This window comes from Pseudonocardia sp. ICBG1293 (assembly GCF_020131355.1).
Classification (GTDB): Bacteria; Actinomycetota; Actinomycetes; order Mycobacteriales; family Pseudonocardiaceae; genus Pseudonocardia.
In genome coordinates, this window is sequence record NZ_JAHLEL010000054.1 from 336,397 (window position 1) to 355,690 (window position 19,294).

At 71.1% G+C, this 19,294-nt stretch carries 21 protein-coding genes; 13 read left to right on the top strand and 8 right to left on the bottom strand.

The window, feature by feature from the left end; genetic code table 11:
- Nucleotides 1-30 precede the first annotated feature (30 nt).
- A complete protein-coding gene (locus tag KPF47_RS32355; RefSeq protein ID WP_020627638.1) occupies nucleotides 31-234 on the bottom strand; it encodes a cold-shock protein in 204 nt (67 codons plus the stop codon).
- 1,460 nt (nucleotides 235-1,694) lie between these two features.
- Between KPF47_RS32355 and KPF47_RS32360 the strand changes: the two genes are divergently transcribed.
- Nucleotides 1,695-1,886 carry a hypothetical protein gene (locus KPF47_RS32360; RefSeq protein WP_224392550.1) on the top strand — a complete coding sequence of 64 codons (192 nt, stop codon included), beginning with the start codon at nucleotides 1,695-1,697 and terminating at the stop codon, nucleotides 1,884-1,886.
- Between the two features lie 58 nt (nucleotides 1,887-1,944).
- Here KPF47_RS32360 and mftR read toward each other — a convergent pair whose 3' ends face one another.
- Entirely contained in the window at nucleotides 1,945-2,586 is a 642-nt protein-coding gene (gene mftR / locus KPF47_RS32365; RefSeq protein WP_224392551.1) for a mycofactocin system transcriptional regulator, read from the bottom strand.
- Between the two features lie 233 nt (nucleotides 2,587-2,819).
- Between mftR and KPF47_RS32370 the strand changes: the two genes are divergently transcribed.
- Both KPF47_RS32370 and KPF47_RS32375 read left to right on the top strand, forming a co-directional pair.
- Nucleotides 2,820-3,860: a sigma-70 family RNA polymerase sigma factor gene (locus tag KPF47_RS32370; RefSeq protein WP_224392552.1), complete on the top strand. Its 1,041-nt coding sequence runs from the start codon at nucleotides 2,820-2,822 to the stop codon at nucleotides 3,858-3,860.
- Between the two features lie 35 nt (nucleotides 3,861-3,895).
- Nucleotides 3,896-4,570, top strand: coding sequence for a phosphotransferase enzyme family protein (locus tag KPF47_RS32375; RefSeq protein WP_224392625.1), 675 nt, complete (start codon nucleotides 3,896-3,898; stop codon nucleotides 4,568-4,570).
- 8 nt (nucleotides 4,571-4,578) lie between these two features.
- On the opposite strand, the gene KPF47_RS32380 is transcribed toward KPF47_RS32375, so the two are convergent.
- Nucleotides 4,579-5,229: an FMN-dependent NADH-azoreductase gene (locus KPF47_RS32380; protein ID WP_224392553.1), complete on the bottom strand. Its 651-nt coding sequence runs from the start codon at nucleotides 5,227-5,229 to the stop codon at nucleotides 4,579-4,581.
- A 91-nt stretch (nucleotides 5,230-5,320) separates the two neighbouring features.
- Between KPF47_RS32380 and KPF47_RS32385 the strand changes: the two genes are divergently transcribed.
- From KPF47_RS32385 to KPF47_RS32395, 3 genes are all read left to right on the top strand, one after another.
- On the top strand, nucleotides 5,321-5,803 hold the full coding sequence (locus KPF47_RS32385) for a MarR family winged helix-turn-helix transcriptional regulator (protein ID WP_224392554.1): 483 nt from the start codon (nucleotides 5,321-5,323) through the stop codon (nucleotides 5,801-5,803).
- 63 nt (nucleotides 5,804-5,866) lie between these two features.
- Complete coding sequence (locus KPF47_RS32390) at nucleotides 5,867-6,421, top strand: ATP-dependent Clp protease proteolytic subunit (protein WP_224392555.1); 555 nt, start codon at nucleotides 5,867-5,869, stop codon at nucleotides 6,419-6,421.
- 10 nt (nucleotides 6,422-6,431) lie between these two features.
- A complete protein-coding gene (locus tag KPF47_RS32395; RefSeq protein ID WP_224392556.1) occupies nucleotides 6,432-7,058 on the top strand; it encodes a MerR family transcriptional regulator in 627 nt (208 codons plus the stop codon).
- Here the strand turns inward: KPF47_RS32395 and KPF47_RS32400 are convergent.
- Nucleotides 7,040-7,993, bottom strand: a complete 954-nt coding sequence (locus tag KPF47_RS32400; protein ID WP_224392557.1) for an endonuclease/exonuclease/phosphatase family protein — start codon at nucleotides 7,991-7,993, stop codon at nucleotides 7,040-7,042. The genes KPF47_RS32395 and KPF47_RS32400 overlap by 19 nt on opposite strands.
- Before the next feature lie 83 nt (nucleotides 7,994-8,076).
- Here KPF47_RS32400 and KPF47_RS32405 point away from each other — a divergent pair, with 83 nt between their 5' ends.
- Nucleotides 8,077-9,015 carry a hypothetical protein gene (locus KPF47_RS32405; RefSeq protein WP_224392558.1) on the top strand — a complete coding sequence of 313 codons (939 nt, stop codon included), beginning with the start codon at nucleotides 8,077-8,079 and terminating at the stop codon, nucleotides 9,013-9,015.
- Here the strand turns inward: KPF47_RS32405 and KPF47_RS32410 are convergent.
- Together KPF47_RS32410 and KPF47_RS32415 are read right to left on the bottom strand one after the other, a co-directional pair.
- Nucleotides 8,999-9,943 (bottom strand): MBL fold metallo-hydrolase, encoded by a 945-nt coding sequence (locus KPF47_RS32410; RefSeq protein WP_224392559.1) that lies wholly within the window; start codon nucleotides 9,941-9,943, stop codon nucleotides 8,999-9,001. The two genes, KPF47_RS32405 and KPF47_RS32410, sit on opposite strands and share 17 nt — an antisense overlap.
- Before the next feature lie 29 nt (nucleotides 9,944-9,972).
- Entirely contained in the window at nucleotides 9,973-10,734 is a 762-nt protein-coding gene (locus tag KPF47_RS32415) for an NAD(P)H-dependent oxidoreductase (RefSeq protein ID WP_224392560.1), read from the bottom strand.
- A 67-nt stretch (nucleotides 10,735-10,801) separates the two neighbouring features.
- Between KPF47_RS32415 and KPF47_RS32420 the strand changes: the two genes are divergently transcribed.
- From KPF47_RS32420 to KPF47_RS32440, 5 genes are all read left to right on the top strand, one after another.
- The gene (locus tag KPF47_RS32420; protein WP_224392561.1) at nucleotides 10,802-11,158 is read left to right on the top strand and encodes a helix-turn-helix domain-containing protein; all 357 of its coding nucleotides are present in this window, start codon (nucleotides 10,802-10,804) and stop codon (nucleotides 11,156-11,158) included.
- Between the two features lie 527 nt (nucleotides 11,159-11,685).
- Nucleotides 11,686-12,918 (top strand): IS110 family transposase, encoded by a 1,233-nt coding sequence (locus KPF47_RS32425; protein WP_224386690.1) that lies wholly within the window; start codon nucleotides 11,686-11,688, stop codon nucleotides 12,916-12,918.
- Between the two features lie 410 nt (nucleotides 12,919-13,328).
- On the top strand, nucleotides 13,329-14,417 hold the full coding sequence (locus KPF47_RS32430; protein WP_224392562.1) for a hypothetical protein: 1,089 nt from the start codon (nucleotides 13,329-13,331) through the stop codon (nucleotides 14,415-14,417).
- A 56-nt stretch (nucleotides 14,418-14,473) separates the two neighbouring features.
- The gene (locus tag KPF47_RS32435; protein WP_224392563.1) at nucleotides 14,474-15,961 is read left to right on the top strand and encodes an RNA-directed DNA polymerase; all 1,488 of its coding nucleotides are present in this window, start codon (nucleotides 14,474-14,476) and stop codon (nucleotides 15,959-15,961) included.
- A 161-nt stretch (nucleotides 15,962-16,122) separates the two neighbouring features.
- Nucleotides 16,123-17,196 (top strand): IS630 family transposase, encoded by a 1,074-nt coding sequence (locus KPF47_RS32440; RefSeq protein ID WP_255660778.1) that lies wholly within the window; start codon nucleotides 16,123-16,125, stop codon nucleotides 17,194-17,196.
- Here KPF47_RS32440 and KPF47_RS41170 read toward each other — a convergent pair.
- Both KPF47_RS41170 and KPF47_RS32450 read right to left on the bottom strand, forming a co-directional pair.
- Nucleotides 17,146-17,901 carry a hypothetical protein gene (locus tag KPF47_RS41170; protein ID WP_374108930.1) on the bottom strand — a complete coding sequence of 252 codons (756 nt, stop codon included), beginning with the start codon at nucleotides 17,899-17,901 and terminating at the stop codon, nucleotides 17,146-17,148. The genes KPF47_RS32440 and KPF47_RS41170 overlap by 51 nt on opposite strands.
- A 2-nt stretch (nucleotides 17,902-17,903) precedes the next feature.
- Nucleotides 17,904-18,344: an NUDIX hydrolase gene (locus KPF47_RS32450; protein ID WP_224392564.1), complete on the bottom strand. Its 441-nt coding sequence runs from the start codon at nucleotides 18,342-18,344 to the stop codon at nucleotides 17,904-17,906.
- A gap of 65 nt (nucleotides 18,345-18,409) precedes the next feature.
- On the opposite strand from KPF47_RS32450, the gene KPF47_RS32455 reads away from it, so the two are divergent.
- Nucleotides 18,410-19,186: a GntR family transcriptional regulator gene (locus KPF47_RS32455; protein WP_224392565.1), complete on the top strand. Its 777-nt coding sequence runs from the start codon at nucleotides 18,410-18,412 to the stop codon at nucleotides 19,184-19,186.
- The last annotated feature ends 108 nt before the right edge of the window (nucleotides 19,187-19,294 follow it).

Sequence of the window (19,294 nt, forward strand, 5' to 3'; positions counted from 1 at the left end):
CGCGGTGCGCGGGTCGTGCCCGCGCAGAAGTCAGATGACGCGGACCGAGTCGGCCTGCGGGCCCTTCTTGCCCTGGCTGGCCTGGAAGTCGACGCGCTGGTTCTCCTCCAGCGTGCGGAATCCGTTCGACTCGATGGCGGAGTAGTGGACGAAGACGTCCGGTCCCTCGTCGTCGGTGGCGATGAAGCCGAAGCCCTTCTCGGCGTTGAACCACTTGACGGTGCCCTGCGGCATAGCGTGTGTCCTTCTCAGATGGAGCGGTTCCGGCCCTCACAGCAAGAGCCGGAGGTCGCGTGGACACCGCCGTGGCACCTCAGCACCGATCGACGACGCCCACCGTCACAACTTCACACGGACGCTTCGCGGCGATCGGAGAAGAACGACTGCAACCGACGCGGACGCTACCACGGCCTCCGGCGCCCGGACCGTCCTCTCTCGACGACCCCGCGCGGGCCCGTCCGGCACCCGCGGACCGTCCTCGCGGCGCCCCGAGGGCCGATCACGCCGCGTGAGATCGGACCCGTCGGCGAGCCACGCGCGGTCATCACCGTCCCGAACGGGTGAGCGCGACACCTGTTCCACGCCGTCGGGTGAGCGCCGCGCCCCGACCCTCCCCGGTTCGGGTGGCGACGGCGGTCCGACCCCGCCTGCGGGGCCTCCGCACCCCCGGACGGGGTCGCCCGTTCCGGGGGCAGTGCGGGGCGCCCCGGTCACAGCGTGACCGCTGGGACCCCTGTGACTCGTGTGGCCACGATCGGGTCACTGGTGGACGACGCCCCGTGACCGCAAGCTCAGCGCCGTCCTCACCCCGTGCAGCCAGCACAGCGAACTGGAGAGATCGTGCGATCCCGAGTCACCACTTCCGTCGCCCTGACCCTCATGATCGGCACCCTGGGTGTGTACGGCGCCGGCGTGGCCGGCGCCGCCGAGCCCGTTCGTGCCCCCGCCCCGGCCGTCCCCGCCGCGACCGTCACCCACACGCCCGCCGCGCCGTCCGACGGTCCGCTGGACCGGCTGTTCGACACGCTCTTCGGCAGCGGCGCGGCGACCACCCCGGCGACCCCCGCCGACGCCGCCGTCGCCGTCCAGGACGTGCCGGCCCCGGCCGTACCGGGTGTCCCCACCCCGCCTGCCGTCCCGGGCGCACCCGCCGCACCGCAGGTTCCCGCGGCCCCGGCCGTCCCCGGCGTCCCGGGTGCACCGGCGGCCCCGGGGGTGCCGGCCGCTCCCGCGGCCCCCGGCGTCCCGGCCGCTCCCGCGGCTCCGGGCGTCCCGGCGGCTCCCGCGGCGCCCGCCGCCCCGGCCGTCCCCGAGGTGCCGTCGGCTCCCGCGGTGGCCGCGCCCGCCGTTCCCGGCGCGGCCACCCTGCCCGCGGCTCCGGCCGCCCCGTCCGCGCCCGCCACCCCGGCCGGCTCGTCGACCCCGGCCGCCGCGCTCACCCCGGACACCGGGCTCACCTCGGACACCGCGGTCCGCCAGGCCCCCGAGCCCCCGGCCGTCCCGGGAGCCCCGGAGGTTCCGCAGGCCCCGGCCGTGCCCGCCGCCCCCGCGGCCCCCGCGGTTCCGCAGGCGCCGGCGCTCCCGGGGGCACCGGCCGCGCCCGCCGTCCCGGCCGCGCCCGCCGTCCCGGGTGCGCCCGCGGCTCCGCAGACCCCTGCCGTCCCTGGTGCGCCGGCGGCCCCGGCGCACCGGCCGTGCCCGCGGTCCCGGGCGCACCGGCCGCCGCCACGGCACCGGAGGCGACGGCACCGGAGGCCGCCGCACCGGGCGCCACCGCACCCGCCGGCACCACGTCCCCGGCCGACGCGCAGACCCAGGACGCACCGGAACGGACCGCACCGGCCCGGCCGAGCCTGTGGGAGCGGCTGTTCGGCGCCACCCACTGACCGGCTGACCGGTTCCGCCACGCGACGGCGTCCCCTGCGGGGGCGCCGTCGCGGCGCGTCAGGGCAGCTCGGTGGCCCAGCCCCGCTGCAACGACCGCAACACCTCGTCGAGCAGGTCGGCCAGCTCGGACCCGTCGTCGGCCAGCCAGCGTTCGTAGGCCGCGATGCACACGCCCAGGCAGGCGTGCCCGACGCTCTGCGGGACGAGACCCGACGGGTCCTCACCGCGGCGCCGGGCGACGTGGTCGGCCACCACCTCCCGCCACGAGGCGTAGCGCAGCGTCGAGTGCGCCTGCAACGCCGGGGTCTGCAGGATCAGCCGCAGCCGACGTCGGTGCCAGGGCTGTTCGGCCGGCTCGACGTGGTTGAACTCCAGTACCGCGCGCCGGACCCCCTCCAGCGTCGGCAGGTCCGACGGCTGGGCCGCGAGCACCGCCCGCATCCGCACCAGCTGCTCGTCGAAGGCACCCCAGGCGACGTCGTTCTTCGAGGCGAAGTACCGGAAGAAGGTGCGCCGGCCGATCCCGGCGGCGTGCGCGACGTCGTCGACGGTCGTGTGCTCGAAACCCTGGTCGCTGAACATCTCCAGCGCGATGTGCTCGATCTCCGAGCGGGAGGTGACCGGCCGCCGACCGGCACGGCGCGCGCGGCCCGCACCGGCGGCACTCCCGGTCCCGTCGTTCTCGGTCACCGCTGACATCGTCGCCCCGTCGTGCTCCCCGACCGTCCCGTCGTGCCTGCGACCGGCGGACCGGGAGGGTCGAGCGGAACGCCGTCGGCCCGATCATCCCATGTCGCATCCGGTCCGTCGGTGCACGTCGCCCCTGCCCGGCAGCCGTTCGTCGCGCAAGGACTCCATTTTGTCGGTGTGGCGCGGCACACTCGCGGCAGACGGACCGGGACCCACCCGGACGGGTACGTCGAGGGGGAACCATGAGCGCACCCGCGCGGATCGCCGACACGACCGAGGACGAACGCCCGCCCGAGGAGCGTCTCGAGGACTACCGGCGCGAACTGACCGGCTACTGCTACCGGATGCTCGGCTCGGCGTTCGAGGCCGAGGACGCGGTGCAGGACACGATGGTCCGGGCCTGGCGGGGCGTCGCGAAGTTCGACGGCCGCTCCTCGCTGCGGTCGTGGCTGTACCGGATCGCCACCAACGTCTGCATCGACGCCCTGAACGGGCGCAAGCGCCGTGCCGTCCCGATGGACATCGGCGGTCCCGGTGCCCCGGTCGCCGAGTCGCTGCGCGAGCCGCTGCCCGACGCCGAGTGGCTCGAGCCGATGCCCGACGCCCGGGTGTCGACGCCGGCCGGGGACCCGGCCGACAAGGCCGTGGCGAAGGAGACGATCCGGCTCGCGTTCATCGCGGCGCTGCAGCACCTTCACGCCCGCCAGCGCGCCGTGCTGATCCTGCGCGAGGTCCTGTGCTGGAAGGCCGCCGAGGTCGCCGCACTGCTGGACACCTCGGTCGCCTCGGTCAACAGTGCCCTGCAGCGCGCCCGCGCCACCCTCGGCGAGCAGGGGATCTCCGAGGCCTCGCCGCGGACCTCACCGGCGATGGATCCGGCGCAGACCGAGCTGCTCATGCGCTACATGGCGGCGTTCGAGGCGTTCGACATGGAGGCGCTGACGGCGCTGCTCCACGAGGACGTCGAGCAGAACATGCCCCCGCTGGAGCTGTGGTTCCGCGGCCGGGACGACGTCATCGCCTGGATGGCGTCCGGGCCGGGGCAGGGCTGCCGCGGGTCCCGGGTGGCGCCGGTGGAGATCAACGGCACGGTCGGCTTCGCCCAGTGGAAGCCGTCGGGGCCGAACGGCGAGTTCGAGGCCTGGGGCATCACCGCCCTGCGGATCGAGGACGGGGCCGTCACCGGCCTGAGCATCTTCCTCAACACGGAGCTGTTCGGCTACTTCGGTCTGCCGCTCATGCTCGCCGAGCGCCCGGAGCTGTGGGAACCGAAGGCGGGCTGACACCGCCCGGACTCGCCGCCTGGCCGGGGATCCGTGTGACCGCGGCGCTCGGCGGCGGGCACCGCAGTGCGGTGTGGGCGGCGACCGACGGGCGCCGGCGGCTGGTGGTGCACCGGAGCGGGCGGACCACGGCTGCGCTGGACTGGGAGCTCGACCTGACCGCCGAGCTGCTCGCACACGGCTTCCGGGTGCCCGGGGTCGTCCCGACCGCGGACGGGCGGCGCCGGTGCGGGCCGGTCGTCGTCCGGACCTGGCTCGACGGCGACCCGCCCGGGCCGCGGGACGAGGCGGTGCTCGCCGCCGAGCTGCGCCGGCTGCACGCCCTCACGTCCGGGCGGGCCCAGCGGCCGGGGTTCGTGGGCACGGTCGAGCTGCTCGCGGGCGCCGTCCGGGGCGGGGACGTGGACCTGACCGCGATGCCCCGCGCGGTCGTCGCCCGGTGCAAGGCCGCATGGGCCGTGCTGGACGGTCCGGTCGCCGTCGTCCACGGCGATCCCGGACCGGGCAACGTCCGGATGCTGGGCGGGCGTCCCGGGCTGCTCGACTGGGACGAGTGCCGGGTGGACCGGGTCGCACTCGATCTCGACGGTGCCCCCGGGGCGACGCCCGCGCTCCGCCGCGCCGTCGCCGCGTGGGAGGTCGCGGCCGGTTGGACCGTCGAACCCGGCCACGCCCGGGAACGGCTCGCCGCGCTGCGCGCCGGTCCCTGACCCGTGTCTCAGACCGCCGGGGTCACCGCGGCGGCCCGCTCCCCCGCCGCGCGGGCCTCGGCCCGGGCGCGCTCGCGCTTCTCCGCGGCGAGCGGGCGCAGCTCGCTCATCGCGGGCACCACGTCGGCCAGGGTCAGCTCCGTCTCCACCACGGTCACGTCGCCGCCCCAGACGTCGCGCAGGATGCGGGCGATCCAGCCGGAGCCGTGGTCCCACCCCTCGCGCGGGGTCCCCGGCCCGTAGCCGCCACCCCGGGAGACGACGAGCACGACCGGTCGGCCGGCGAGCGGGCTGGTGCCCGGGGCGAAGCGGGGGTCGGTGATCAACGCGTCGATCCAGGACTTCAGGTGTGCGCCGATGCCGAAGTTGTAGAGCGGGGAGCCGATGACGACGGCGTCCGCGTCCAGCACCTCGTCGGCCAGCTCCGCGATGCGGGACACGGCGGCCCGCTGCTCCGGGGTGCGGTCGGACTCGGACACGTACCCGGCCGCGACCGCGGTCGTCCACAGGTCGGCGGGCAGCGGCGCGGTGCCCAGGTCACGGCGGGTGACCTCGGCGCCCGGCTGTGCGGCGAGGTAGGCGCGCTCGACCTCGTCGGCGATCTCGCGGCTGACGGAGCCCTCGGTGCGGATGCTCGCGTCGAGTCGGAACAGGGACATGGCGACCTCCCGGTCGATCTCGGTACAAGATGTTCTGTTCAACAGAGTATCTGCACAGGAGAACGGCTTGGCAAGCACGTATCCTGTGACGATGTCCGGTCCGTCCGCTCCGCACAGCGTCGAGTGCGATCTGGCCTGGGCGCTGACCCGGGTGGCACGCGACCACGCCACCGCCGTGCAGTGCGTCGTCGGGGCGCTGCCCGGCGGACAGCGCGGCTTCCAGGTGCTCGCCGCCGCGGCCGGGGACGACCCACCCACCCAGCTCGCACTGGCCCGCAAGCTCGGGGTGGACCGCACCGTCATGACTTACCTGCTGGACAAGGTGCAGGAGGCGGGACTGGTCGAACGGCATCCCGATCCGAACGACCGGCGGGCCCGCCGGATCGTGCTGACCGCAGCAGGCCGGGCGCTGCTCTGCGAGACCGAGACACGACTGCGCGCCGCCGAGGCCCACATCCTGGCCCCGCTCTCCCCGGACGAGCAGGCCGCGCTCAGGACCCTGCTGCGCCGGGTCGCGACCGCCGGCACCGACCCGGCCTCCGCCGAGGGCGAACCCCGTCCGCCGTCGGCGTAACCGCAGGTCGCGGGCACCGCGTCGGGCCTAGCGTCGGGCGGGCACCCGAGGAGCGGAGATCCGATGCCTGTCCTGTCCACACCGTCCGAGCTCGCCGACCGTCTGCTCGGCGAGCGGATCGTCGTGCTCTCCCGCGAGCTCGACGACGACGTCGCCACCGAGGTCTGCGCACGCCTGCTGCTGCTCGCCGCGGAGGACCCGCGTCGCGACATCACCCTCCACGTCCTGGCGCCCGGCGGGTCCCCGGTCGCGGCGATGGCGGTACACGACACGATCCGCACGCTCGGTGTCGACGTCGCGACCGTCGCCGCCGGGTCGCTCGCCGGCCCGGTGCCGTTCCTGGTCGCCTCGGGGACGCCGGGGAAGCGGCTCGCCCGCGCGCACGCCGCGTTCCTGCCCACCGCCGACGGTCCGGTCCGCGGGTCGCACCCGGGGGACGTGCGGGTCCGCGCCGACCACCTCGCCGGGCGTCGCCGCGAGATCGAGGCCCTCACCGCGACCTACTGCGGCACCCCGCTCCCCGAGGACGCGCGGGACCGCTGGCTCTCGGCGACGGAGGCGGTGACCTTCGGCATCGTCGACGGACTGTCCCGGCCTCGCGACGAAACGGATAGCTAGAGTCTCCGATGTGCGAGTCTCGGAGCTGTCCCGGTCGTCCGGTGTCCCCGTCGCGACGATCAAGTACTACCTCCGCGAGGGTCTGCTGCCCCGCGGCGAGACGACGTCGCCGAACCAGGCCCGCTACGACGACGCCCACCTGCGCCGGCTGCGCCTGATCCGGGCGCTCGTCGAGGTCGGCGGTCTGCCGATCGCGACCGTCCGGGAGGTGCTGTCGGCCGTCGACGACCCGGACGTCGGGCTGCACGCGATGCTGGGCCGGACGGTGTACGCGATCACCGGTGACGTCGGCGCCTCCGGCTCGCTGGACGAGGCACAGGCCGACCTGGAGCGGGCCGTGTCGCACGTGGGCTGGGAGGTCACACCGGACGCGCCCGCCCTGGCCGGGGCACGGTCGGTGCTGGCCCGGATGCACGAGCTGGGCCACGGCCCCGGCGAGGGGACCCTGCACGCGTGGGCGGAGGCGGCCGACCGCGCCGCCGAGGGCGACCTCGCCGCGATCGGACGGACCGACGACCGCGAGGACGCGGCCGAGACCGCGCTGGTGGGGACCGTTCTCGGTGACGCCCTGCTCGCCGCCCTGCGCCGGATCGCCCAGGAGAGCCGCTCCGCGCAGCTCTACCGCACCGACTCCTGAGTCCCCGGCAGCCGCACCGTCACCAGCACGGCGCGGTGGTCGCTGCCGGGGGTCTCGAGGACCACGTGGCGCCGGGTCACCGACCCGCGCGGCACGAGGACGTGGTCGATGCGGATCCCGGCCCAGCGCGGCAGCGACGACGGGAAGGTGGCGACGAGCCCCCGCCCGGTCCCGTCGGTGGCGTCGACGCAGCCGCCGAGGGCGGCGCGCAGGCGCCGGTGGTCGACGACGGCGTTGAGGTCCCCGGCGACGACGGGCGCGGGGCGACCGCGGGTCCAGCCCGCGACCAGCGCGAGCTCACCCGCCCACAGCTCGGTCCAGCGCGGGTTGGTCGGCGCGGACGTGTGGACCGCGTAGAGCGTGCGGGCGCCGAGCAGCCCACCGGACACCTCCAGGTGCGGCAGCCGCATCCCCGGCCCGGGCCGGACCTCGACGGCCCCGGCCCGCATCGCGACCAGCACGACCGTGCCGCGCTGGTCCGGGACACCGGGAGGGACCGACGACCAGCCGCGGTAGCCGGCGCCGTCGAGCAGTGGGCGGAGCCGGTCGAGGTAGCCGCTGCCCGCCTCGGGCAGCACGACGACGTCCGGCCGCTCCCGGGCCACCGTCGCGGCGAGCGCCCCGGTGTCCGCGCGCCCCAGCAGCACGTTCGCGACGAGCACGGTCAGCTCGGGCCCGTCCGGCAGCGGCCGGGACGGGCGCGGCAGCACCCGGCGCAACGCGGGAGCGGCGGCCGCGGCGCCGGCCAGGCCCGCCACCGCCGACGCGCGGCGCAGCCCGGCGAGTCGCAGGACCGCCGCCACCCCCAGCCCGGCGACGCCGAGGTGCGGACGCACCGCGGTCAGCCCCACCAGTGCGGAGCGACGGTCGGTCCGCCACCGCGGCGGCAACACGGTGACGGCGGAACGCAGGGCTCGGTCGACGATCGCGGACACAGGTGGCCAACGGACACCGGCCGCCCCCGGTTCCATCCGGCCGCATATGGCCAGTGGAACTATCCGATAGTTAGAGTGTCCGCATGCGGAGCATCCTGGCGTGGCACCGCCCGCTGATGGTCGTCGGTCTCGTCTGCGCCGCGGCCGTCCCGCTCGGCGTCCTGGGCACCCTCGTCGACCCGCGCGAGGTGCTCGGTGCCCCGGTGTGGCTCAAACCCACCAAGTTCGCCGCCTCCATCGCGATCTTCTGCGTGACCTGGGCCTGGCTGTACGACCAGCTGCGCCTGCGACGCGGCCGGGCGCGGGGAGCGTCCGTCGCGGGAACGGTCGCGGCGGTCGCCCTGGCGGTGGAGATCGTCGTCATCGCCGTCCAGGCCGGGCGCGGAACGACCAGCCACTTCAACACGACCTCGCGCCTGGACGCGAGCCTGTGGGCCACCATGGGGAGCTCGATCGTCCTCGCCTGGCTGGCGACGCTGTGGATCGCCGCCGGGCTGTTCGCGGTACGCGACCTCGAGCCCGCCCGCAGGGTCGCGATCCGGGCCGGCGCTGTGCTCGCGCTGGTCGGGATGGCCCTGGGATTCCTGATGACCACACCGACCCCGGACCAGCTCGCGGACTTCCGGGGCGTCACCGGGGCACACACCGTCGGCCTCACCGACGGCGGTCCGGGCCTGCCGCTGGTCGGGTGGAGCACCGTGGGGGGCGACCTGCGGGTCCCGCACTTCGTCGGCATGCACGCACTGCAGCTGCTCCCACTGGTCCTGATCGTGGTCGAGGCCGCGGCGGGGCGGGTCGCCCTGCTGGCCGACCCGCGGGTACGCCGCGACCTGATGGTGGCGGCCGCCGGCGGCTACACCGGCGTGCTCGCCCTGCTGACCTGGCAGGCCCTGCGCGGGCAGCCGCTCCTCGCGCCGGACGCCCCCACCGTCGCCGTGGCCGGGGCGCTGGCGGTCCTGGTCGTGGCCGCCGGCGTCGTCGCACTGCGGGGACGACGCCCGGCGCTCACGCCAGGCAGGTGAGCGGGCGCCCGCCGTTGTACTCGACCATCTCGGCCAGCGCCGTCACGGTGTCGACCGGGGCGCCGCGCTCGGCGCCGTCGAGCTCGGCGTGGGCACGGTGCAGGTTCCCGACGATGCGCTCGGCGTCGGGCCAGTCGGCGAACCGGCCGAGGTCGGTGTCGCGGGCGGCCTCCAGCGGGCGGATGCCGGCCGCACGGGACCGCTCGGCCAGGTCGAGAACGAACCGCAGGTACTCCAGCATGTCCCGGACCGGCCCGTCGCCGTGGAACACCGGGCCGTGCCCGGGCACCGTGGTCCGCGCCCCGAGCGGCAGCACCACCGACTCCAGGACCTCGATCGCCCCGGTCACCGATCCCATGAGCAGGAACGGCGTGCCGCCGTGGAAGACGAGGTCGCCGCAATAGAGGACGGACCGGTCGGGCACGTGCACGAGCACGTCGTTGGTGGTGTGCGCGGGCGTCCCGACGTGGACCACATCGACCCGCAGCTCCCCCAGGTGCAGCGCGACCCGCTCGGTGAAGGTCAGGAACGGCGGCTCCAGCGGCAGCGAACCCCAGTCGCCGTGGTCCCAGAACGGCAGGTCCCGGGGCGGGCCGAACGCGATCATCTCCTCGCGTGCCCGCTCGTGTGCGACGACCGTGGCGCCGGAGAACAGCGCGTTGCCCCACGTGTGGTCCCCGTGGTGGTGGGTGTTGACGAGCGTGCGCACCGGCCGGTCGGTGACCTCGCCGATCGCGGCGGCGAAGGCCCGCGTCCGGCGCTCGGTGGAGCAGGAGTCGACGACGACCGCGCCCTGCGGCCCGACGAGCAGCCCGGTGTTGTTGATCCACCAGGTGCCGTCGGGCTGGATGTAGGCGTGGAGCCCGTCGGAGACCTCCTCCAGCCGGGGCGGGCCGGGGACGGTGATGTCGTGGGCGTGGGCGCTCATGCTCCGATCATGGCCCCCGGCGCCCCGGTTCAGCCCGCGATGTGCACGTCCAGCCCCGTCTCCCCCGACCGGATGTGCGGGGCGAGCTCCCAGCCGCCGGTGTACTCCCCGGTGAACTGGGGCCGGTAGCGGATCGGGTCGTCGTCGAAGAGCCCGTCGAGCCGCCGGAACAGGTCGGCCCGGACCGCGGTCAGGTCCTCGACGTGGTCGGCGCTCGGGAGCGCCCAGGGTGGGAGGACCTCCATCCCGGTGTAGGCGAACGTGCCGTGCAGCAGACCGAACAACAGCTGGTGCAGCTCGCCGGACATGCCGCGGGGCCCGATGGCGGCCGGGCGGTCGCCGAGGGTGGTCAGGACCAGCGCACGCCTGCCGGTGAGCCGGCCCTGCTCGAACCGGAGCCGCCGCCCGGTGACGGCGTCGGTCCCGAAGGCGAAGCCGTGGACGAGGACGCGGTCGAACCAGCCCTTGAGGATCGCGGGCATCCCGTACCACCACAGCGGGAACTGCACGACGAGCGCATCGGCCCGGCACAGCTTCTCCTGCTCCCCTGCCACCTCGGGCGCCTGGCGACCCTCGAGGTACGCGGCCCGGGTGTCGGCACCGACGCGGAACGGATCGCGGGCGCCGCCCCCGTCACGCGGCCGCAGCACCGGGTCCCAGCCCATCGCGTAGAGGTCGGACTCCTCGACGTCGTGGCCGCGGGAGCGCAGCCGGTCGACGCCGGCCCGGCGCAGGTCACCGTTCAGGGAGGTGGGTTCGGGGTGGGCACTGAGCCACAGGATCGACGGCATACTGCGAGGGTCGCCCCCACGGGGTCGATGTGGCCAGTACGGACAATTCTGTCGCCTGGGAGGCCCCGTGCGTCTGCCCGTGCTCCGTGCGCTGGAGGTGTGCCCGGTCGAGGTCGCGGTGTCGGTCCTCGGCGGGACGTGGAAGCTGACGCTGGTCAAGCACCTGCTCGACGGACCACGCCGGTTCAACGAGCTCGGCAGGCTCGTGCCGTCGGCGAACACGAAGACGCTGACCCGCCAGCTGCGCGAGCTGGAGAACGACGGCGTCGTGCACCGGACGGTGTTCGCCGAGGTGCCACCGCGGGTGGAGTACCGGCTGACCGGGCTGGGACGGACCCTGGAACCGGTGATCCAGGTGATGGACCGGTGGGGGGCGGGATTCGCCGAGGCCTACATCCGAGGCGGAGCGGCGGAGAACCGCTGAGAGGAAGTGTGGCCAGGGGCGGGGTCGAACCGCCGACCTTCCGCTTTTCAGGCTGTTGCCGGCCCCGGCGCATCCGCCTCCGGGCCGGTCCTGACCTGGTCGGTTCGCCGACAGTCCCCCGTCGTCGCCGTCGCGTTGCCGTCAACGTAGCCGTCACCTGACGGCCCGGCGGCGACGCGTCGTTCCCCGGAACCGCTGCTGAGCACCACACGTGCTCCAGCGGCGGTTCCACATGTCCGCATGCCCTGATCCGGCGTGCGCCGCCTCGGCACCGACGGCCTCTCCCGAGAGGTCGCCGTCTTGTCCACCCCGTTACCTTCTTGATCAAGCCCGCTGAGGGCTTGCAGGCCGCCGGCCGCGGTATGACTGACTGCCCCTGTCGCCCGATGATCTGGGGGGGTGTTGTCGCCGTGGCCGGAGGGCGCCAACGACCGCTGATAGAGACCTGACCCGTGTGGTCTGCTCGTAACGTGGCTGCCGGCGCGGGTGCTCGTGGTCGGCCTGCCGCGACGAGAAGGGAGCGGCGGTTGCCCGATCCTGACCAGCACCCGACCGGGTTCGCGGTGTTCTGCGGCCTGGACGTGGGCAAGTCCGAACACCACGCCTGCGCGGTCGACACCAACGGGAAGCGGGTGCACGACAAGGCCCTGCCCAACGACGAATCGGCGCTGCGCACCGTGCTGTCCGGGCTGGCCGAGCACGGCGCGGTGCTGATGGTCATCGACCAGCCCGCCTCGATCGGAGCGCTGGCCATCGCCGTCGCTCGTGATCTGGGGATCACGGTGGCCTACCTGCCCGGGCTGGCGATGCGCCGCATCGCCGACCTGCATCCCGGGCAGGCCAAGACCGACGCCCGCGACGCCCACGTGATCGCCGAGGCCGCCCGGACGATGCCGCACACCCTGCGCCGGGTCGGCACCGACGACGAGACCCTCGCCGAACTCACTGTGCTCGCCGGTTACGACGATGACCTGGCTGGGCAGAGCACCCGGCTGACGAACCGGCTGCGCGACGCCCTGCTGCATGTTCATCCCGCCCTGGAACGCCTGCTCGGGCCACGCCTGGACCGCGGTGGCGTGCTCGACCTGCTCGCGGCCGCGCCCACCCCGCAAGCCCTGCGAGAGCTCGGCGCTGACGGGATCGCCGAGACGATGCGGGCCCGGTCGCCTCGACTGGCCCGCACCCTTCCCGCCCAGATCCTGACCTCGCTCGACGCCCAGAGCCTGACCGTTCCCGGCACGGCCGCGTTCGCCCGTGTCATCACCGGCGTCGCCGGGCAGCTGCGCCAGGTCCACACCGAACGCGACCAGCTCGCCGACGAGCTCGAAGCCCGCCTGGAGGCCCACCCTCTTGGACCGGTCCTGACCTCGATGCCCGGACTCGGGGTCAGGACCGCCATCAAGATCCTCACCATCGTCGGCGACGGCTCCGGGTTCCCCACCGCCGGGCACCTCGCCGCTTACGCCGGCCTCGCCCCAGTCACCCGCCGCTCCGGCACCTCGATCAAAGGCGAAACCCGATCCCAGCGCGGCAACCACGCCCTGAAATCCGCGCTGTTCCTGTCCGCATTCGCCGCCCTGGCCGACCCCGCCAGCCGCGCCTACTACGACCGCAAACGAGCCGCCGGCAAACGACACAACGCCGCCCTGATCTGCCTCGCCCGACGCCGCACCGACGTCATCTACGCCATGCTCCGCGACCGCCGCCCCTACAACCCGCCCACGGTCAACAACCCCGATCCAGAACTCGCCGCCGCTTGACGAACCCATAGAGACACCCCCCGTACGTCCCGGTCCCCGGCTCCGAGGTGACGGACCCGACCGATCACACATCGACCGACCGCACGCCCGTTCTCCCGTCGGTGGCGGGCGTGGGCGCCGCGGCCGGGCCGCAGGCGCGGGCCGGAGGCAGGAGCGCCGGCGGGCCGGGCGCGAGCGACCCGGCCGCGGCCCCGGCGGCAGCCGCGGGCCGGCCTGGGCTTGTTCTATGTGCCATATCGGGCCGGGCCACCGAGTCGGCCCGGGTCCCGGACACCGTCGACGGGCTGTGGTCCCCGGCGTTCCCCTCGCCCGAGCTCGTCGACGCCGCAGCCGCGCTACTGCCCGCGGTCCGGGAAGAGGCCGGCCGACTCGCCGAGGGGCCGCGCTGGGAACTGACGGTCGGCCCCGGCATGTTTGCCGTCGCCACCCGAGACTGGGCTCGCGCCGAACGCACCGCCGAACGACAGACCGAGGCCCGCCGCAAGGACGTGGACCTGGCCGTCGCCCACCACCTCGCCACCGGCGAGTGGAGCGACCCACCGCCACGGGCACCAATCACCGGGTGGTCGCGCAAGTCCCGCGCCCGCATGGTGCGACGGCTCTGCGAGTTGGACTACACGCCGCTCTACGCCGCCGGCCGACTCCCGGCGATGGTCACGCTGACCTACCCCGGGGACTGGGAGACCGTCGTCCCCACCGGCCCGGTCCTCAAGGCGCACATGAAGGCGCTGCGCAAGCGCTACCTGCGCGCGTGGGGTGAGGACTGGGCGTGCGTGTGGAAGCTGGAGTTCCAGCGCCGCGGTGCCCCGCACGTCCATATGCTCTGCACCCCGCCGCACGGGAAGGGCAGCACTGGGGAGCGGTTCCACGTCTGGTTGTCGCGGGTGTGGGCCGAGGTCGTCGACCACCCCGACCTCGAGCAGCGGCGACGCCACGAGCTGGCCGGGACTGCGCTGGACTACCGGGAGGGCCTGCGCGCGACGGACCCGCGCCGGGTCGCGGCGTACTTCTGCAAGCACGGAATGCTCGCGGCCAAGGAGTACCAGCACCAGGTCCCGGAAGCGTGGCAGGAACCCGGCCGCGGGCCGGGACGGTTCTGGGGCGTCTGGAACCTGGAACGCGTCACCCGCACCCTCGCCGTCACCCCGGCCACCGGTGTGCAGGCCGGCCGGATCGCCCGGCGCTGGTCTCGCGCGCAGGGACGGGCGCAGCAGACCTGGAAGATGCGAGTCGAGCAGTCCACTGGACGCGTCCGGTACCGGCGCTCGCGGTCACGGGTGAAGCTGATGACCAACGGCGGCCGGGGCTGGATCGCGGTCAACGACGGACCGGCGTTCGCCGCCGGCCTCGCCCGCTATCTCGACCAACTTGATCACAGCTCAACAGGAACACGGCTGTCTCCTGTCTCCCCGTCAGCCGCCCGGGGTGTGGGGCGCGGCGAGCGGCCCCACGAGCGGAGCCGCATGTCCATTCCGGCTGCACCATCAGAGCCTGTCTGATCACCGCACTTCTGGAGGCTTTCGCAGCAAAGGCTCCCCCACTACGGTACTAAACCATGAACGGCATGCCGCTAAGCGTTGTCGAGAAGCTTCAGACGCACGACGCAATCGAAGCCGAGACGCAGTGGCAATGGGATCTACTCCCTCGTCCGGTTATCGATGAGTACATCTCGACCGGCGCGCAATCGGCGGCCGCCTACATGGAGCGCATAGCGCAGACCGATTGCATCTCGGGGCCAAGCGACGCGCTACTCGCCAATAAGTGGAGGCACGGCCGCAGAGCGATTGCAATGCTGCCAATTCTTGATCGCGTCCTGTATCGCGCTGTCGTTGCAAGCCTCAAATCGCTTCTCCCGGACCTTTTACGATCCAACGAGGACTTCGCGCGCTTCAAGAACTCGCCACTCGAAGTGGACGGAGCGCAGTCGGTAGTCACCACCGACATCGCAAACTTTTATAGTTCGATCCCGATTGAACTCTTGTCGAATCTATTACTCGATCGAACAGGCCAAGTCGAGGAAGTCCGGTGGCTTACAGGGTTTTGGTACCGGGTTAGTGGGCGCACTACTGGCGTCCCGCAGGTTAACGAGTCAAGCGATGCAATATGCGAGATGTACGCGCTTGAACTGGAGCGCCGAGTAGCAAGTCGAAACATCCGAACATTTCGCTACGCTGACGACTTTCGACTTATTGCCAGAAGCGAGAAGGACGCAGTTACAGCACTCGAGGTGTTCGACGAAGAAGCCCGCGGGCTAGGACTCTTTGTAAACGAGCGCAAGACATATGTGCAGTCAATCGACTCGTACCAGCAGGCACTAAAGGGGGCTTCGGACCCGAATACAATCATCCAAGAGGTTCGGGAGGACCTTCGCGATTTCGATTTGTACAGCTTCGAACCCATCGAGCCAGAAGAAGCGGACGTCCAGCAAGGCGCAGCTCGGCGGATGCTTTCTCTTTGGAAGGAGCATCAGCGACCATGGAAAACGGGTGGTGAGCGCCTCGAAGCCGCCAAGCTCGCAAAGAAGGCCTTCGCGGTGCTCACCCAGCTCCGGGACGACGACGCGGTCTCGGTCTGCCCTGCGGTCATGGACTCCGATCCACAGAATACGCCTGCGGTCGCTCGATATCTTAGAACTCTAATCAGCGATGGAAATGGCGACGCGTGGCGCGAGCTGCAAAAGATTACTGCCGAGCTTCCGCTGTCCAAGTGGCAACGTTACTGGCTTCTAGACACTCTGCGGGACTGCCCTTTTCGTCTCGATGGATCCATGCTGGACTGGACCCTTGGTCAGGCGGGTCGTAATCAAGCGGAGGCGCTGAGAACGTATGCCTGCTGGATCCTTGGTGTCAACGATCGCCTCACGGGCGACGTATGGCGAGCCGCAGTGTCCGGTGGGCTCACTTCGCTAGGAAGCCCCACTATGAGTGGAGCGATAATTTTCTGCCACGATCTATCGTATCGAGAGAAGGCACAACTGATCCCCAACGGCTACTTCGACCAAGGGATGTTCGATTGGGCTAGTGACGACTGCCCGCCTTTCTAGAGAGTCCATTGAGCGATCGGTGGAATAGTGTACGCTTGGGCCTTTCCTGGCTCTGCACCACGACGGCGAATCTGATGGTCAGCTAGTGTTGCGGTAACTAGTGTTGCGGTAACTAGGTTACTTTACTCACGGGCTGGTTTACGGGATCATGAGCTGTGCCGTTGACTGTGACCGTGGACGTTCCGGCCGCCGACCGCGAGGTGCTGGAGTCCTGGCTGCGTTCCTCGTCGGTTTCGGCGGGACTGGCCCGACGGGGCAGGATCGTGTTGCTGGCCGCGGACGGGGTGGCGGTCAAGGACATCGTCACACTGGTCGGGGCGTCGAAGGCGACGGTGATCGGGTGGAAGAAGCGTTACGCCGCTGAGGGGATCGCCGGGCTGGCCGACCGGCCCAAGGCGGGCCGGCCGCCGGTGATCGACGAGGTCGCGGTCGTGCTCGCCACGCTGGAACCGCCGCCTGAGCGGCTCGGAGTCACGCACTGGTCGTCACGGCTGCTCGGTGCCGAGCTCGGGATCTCCCACGTGTGGATCGGCAAGATTTGGCGGCGGTGGGGGCTGCAGCCGTGGAAGTCCGAGACGTTCAAGTTCTCCACCGATCCCGAGCTCGAAGCCAAGGTCCGCGACATCGTCGGGTTGTATCTGAACCCGCCGGACAAGGCCGTCGTGCTCTGCGTCGACGAGAAATCCCAGGTCCAGGCCCTGGACCGGACAGCGCCGATCCTGCCGATCATGCCCGGTATCCCGGAGAAACGGACGCATGACTACGTCCGTCACGGCACCACCACGCTGTTCGCGGCGTTAGAGGTCGCGACCGGGCGGGTCGAGCAGGCGGGCCTGCCGCGGCATCGCCATCAGGAGTTCCTGCGGTTCCTCAAGCAGGTCGCGAAGGCCTACCCGCGGCGCAAGCTGCACCTGGTGGTGGACAACTACGCGACCCACAAGCACCCCGCAGTGAAGGCCTGGCTGGCCCGCAACCCGCGGATCACCCTGCACTTCACCCCGACCTCGGGATCGTGGCTGAACATGGTCGAGGTCTTTTTCGGGGTCATCACCCGCCAGGCCATTCGCCACGGCAGCTTCGGCAGCTTCGGCAGCGTCAGAGAACTGATCGGCGCGATCGGCCGGTTCATCGACGGCTGGAACGAACGCTGCCACCCGTTCATCTGGACCAAACCCGCAGACCACCTACTCAACCACTGCCGACCCGGTCAAAGAACATCGTTTACGCGACACTAGGAGTATCAAATCGGATCCACTGGATGAGTCGACTGCCTCCACGATCCTCCGCTTCTGCGCTTCGCTTGGGTCCAAGCGGTATATGTCGGCGACCAACAGTTCATATGAATCTGCGTACTGACTGAATCGGACTGGATTGATCCGTGTCCTGACATACTCGCTGCGAACATTCCAGAAGTCTTCGAACGCTAAATGCCCCGGCACGATGAGCTCCTCACAGAACTCTCTCCATGGACCGGACTCTCTGTTCATACCAGACTCAAACCAACGGATGAATGGAATTAGGTTCCTGCCCGGGACTCTAACGCGAAGGTCATCGGAGCTAACACTGTCGATCGGGATCAAATCATCATTCTGAACATGCCAACGAGCGAATCGGTCCCGCACCGAGTCTGCGAACTTGTAAACCCCACCGACTGGCTGAAACTGCCCTGGATACCGGTGTCCTCGAACCAGCAAGAACCTTCCGTCAACTTCAATTCGGAAGAGATACGAAACAGAGATGCGGACATGCTTGTTCGCGAGACGCACGCTCCAGTAGGCCAGTCGCATGTACCGGAAGTTTGAAACCGCTGCATCGATCAGAGGAACTAGCAGGCCAGTGGCGACTCCGGTCCACACCCCGACTGCAATGGATCCGGTGACATTCAACAGGATGCCCACTGCAGTCGCAATTCCAATGAGATAGATCCAAAAACGACTCATGCTTACGAATCAACGTCCCCGGAGAGCACTACTCCGTCGTGCGTCCTGACAGCTACAGTCGCTTCGAACGCATCATGCACTCGCACTGCATACGCCTCATCTAAAAGCTTATCGACAGTTTCTCGATCTACCCACTGCGCATTAATTGTCTCGGACGTTGCCGTCTCAACGGAACTGGTACTTGCGAAGCACCGAAAAACCAGCGCCACTACACCCTTCTCGACGTTTTTGTAGACGCCAGTCAGGGTGTCCACCTCTACGTCAAGCCCGGTCTCTTCCTTCACTTCTCGCCGCACACCACTCTGTGGAGACTCGTCAATCTCGAGTACTCCACCTGGCGGCTCCCAATGCCTATTGTCCTTTCGTTGAATGATCAGCACTTGTCGGGCTTCATTCAAGACTACGCCAGCCACGCTGACGGAATGCTTTACAGGTTCAGCCACCGCTTCGCCCTCCTACTCCCGGCCCGAGTACTGTACCGACAGAGGTCCAGTCGTCTGGAGGAGTCTTGAGCCTAGGGTCCCTCGACAGATCCGATGACCGTGCGCCCTACCGCCAGATCGCGGACCACCTGCGCACTGCGATCGACGGCGGTGACCTGGTGGCCGGCGACAAGCTGCCCTCCGAAGCCCAGCTCATGGAGCACTACGAGGTCGCGCGCATGACCGCCCGCCAGGCGATCCAGGAACTCCGCTCCGAGGGCCGGGTAGTCGCCGAGCAGGGTCGAGGCGTCTTCGTCCGCCAGCCCGTCCAGGTCCGCCGCCTCGCCTCCGAACGCTTCGCCCGCCGCCACCGCGAGGCCGGCCTCGCAGCGTTCGGCGTCGAGGCGGAGAAGACCGGCTTCACCCCGCGCGTCGACCAGCTGGAGGTCTCGACCGCCAGCCCACCCGACGAGATCCGCGACCGCCTGCGCCTCGGCGACGGCGAGGACGTCGTCGTCCGGTCCCGCCGCTACCTGGCCGACGGCCAGCCCGTCGAGACGGCCATCTCGTACGTCCCGGCCTCGATCGCGGCCGGCTCCCCCATCGTCGCCGACGACACCGGCCCGGGCGGCATCTACGCGCGCCTGGAGGAACTGGGCCACGAGCTGGACCACTTCACAGAGGAGGTCTCGGCCCGCATGCCCACCGCCGACGAGCGACGCCGCCTCCAGCTCACCGACGGCGTGCCGGTGATGGTCGTCCTGCGGACCGCCTACGACACGACCGGGCGCCCGGTCGAGGTCTGCGACACGCTCAAGGCTGCCCCGGCGTATGTCCTGGAGTACGACATTCCAGCTCGCTGACCTGGGCTGATCGGGTGGACTCCGCTCGTTGACGGCAACTCCTCTAGACACCTAAGCGTCTTGCGCTTACCGTCGAACCTATCTAGAGGACCGACACCACGGGGTGAT

What these genes read in the sequence shown, in the direction of transcription:
- KPF47_RS32355 (WP_020627638.1), bottom strand. Translation starts at nt 234, where the DNA reads ATGCCGCAGGGCACCGTCAAGTGGTTCAACGCCGAGAAGGGCTTCGGC.
- mftR (WP_224392551.1), bottom strand. Translation starts at nt 2,586, where the DNA reads ATGTCAGCGGTGACCGAGAACGACGGGACCGGGAGTGCCGCCGGTGCG.
- KPF47_RS32370 (WP_224392552.1), top strand. Translation starts at nt 2,820, where the DNA reads ATGAGCGCACCCGCGCGGATCGCCGACACGACCGAGGACGAACGCCCG.
- KPF47_RS32380 (WP_224392553.1), bottom strand. Translation starts at nt 5,229, where the DNA reads ATGTCCCTGTTCCGACTCGACGCGAGCATCCGCACCGAGGGCTCCGTC.
- KPF47_RS32385 (WP_224392554.1), top strand. Translation starts at nt 5,321, where the DNA reads ATGTCCGGTCCGTCCGCTCCGCACAGCGTCGAGTGCGATCTGGCCTGG.
- KPF47_RS32390 (WP_224392555.1), top strand. Translation starts at nt 5,867, where the DNA reads ATGCCTGTCCTGTCCACACCGTCCGAGCTCGCCGACCGTCTGCTCGGC.
- KPF47_RS32405 (WP_224392558.1), top strand. Translation starts at nt 8,077, where the DNA reads ATGCGGAGCATCCTGGCGTGGCACCGCCCGCTGATGGTCGTCGGTCTC.
- KPF47_RS32410 (WP_224392559.1), bottom strand. Translation starts at nt 9,943, where the DNA reads ATGAGCGCCCACGCCCACGACATCACCGTCCCCGGCCCGCCCCGGCTG.
- KPF47_RS32415 (WP_224392560.1), bottom strand. Translation starts at nt 10,734, where the DNA reads ATGCCGTCGATCCTGTGGCTCAGTGCCCACCCCGAACCCACCTCCCTG.
- KPF47_RS32430 (WP_224392562.1), top strand. Translation starts at nt 13,329, where the DNA reads ATGTTTGCCGTCGCCACCCGAGACTGGGCTCGCGCCGAACGCACCGCC.
- KPF47_RS32435 (WP_224392563.1), top strand. Translation starts at nt 14,474, where the DNA reads ATGAACGGCATGCCGCTAAGCGTTGTCGAGAAGCTTCAGACGCACGAC.
- KPF47_RS41170 (WP_374108930.1), bottom strand. Translation starts at nt 17,901, where the DNA reads ATGAGTCGTTTTTGGATCTATCTCATTGGAATTGCGACTGCAGTGGGC.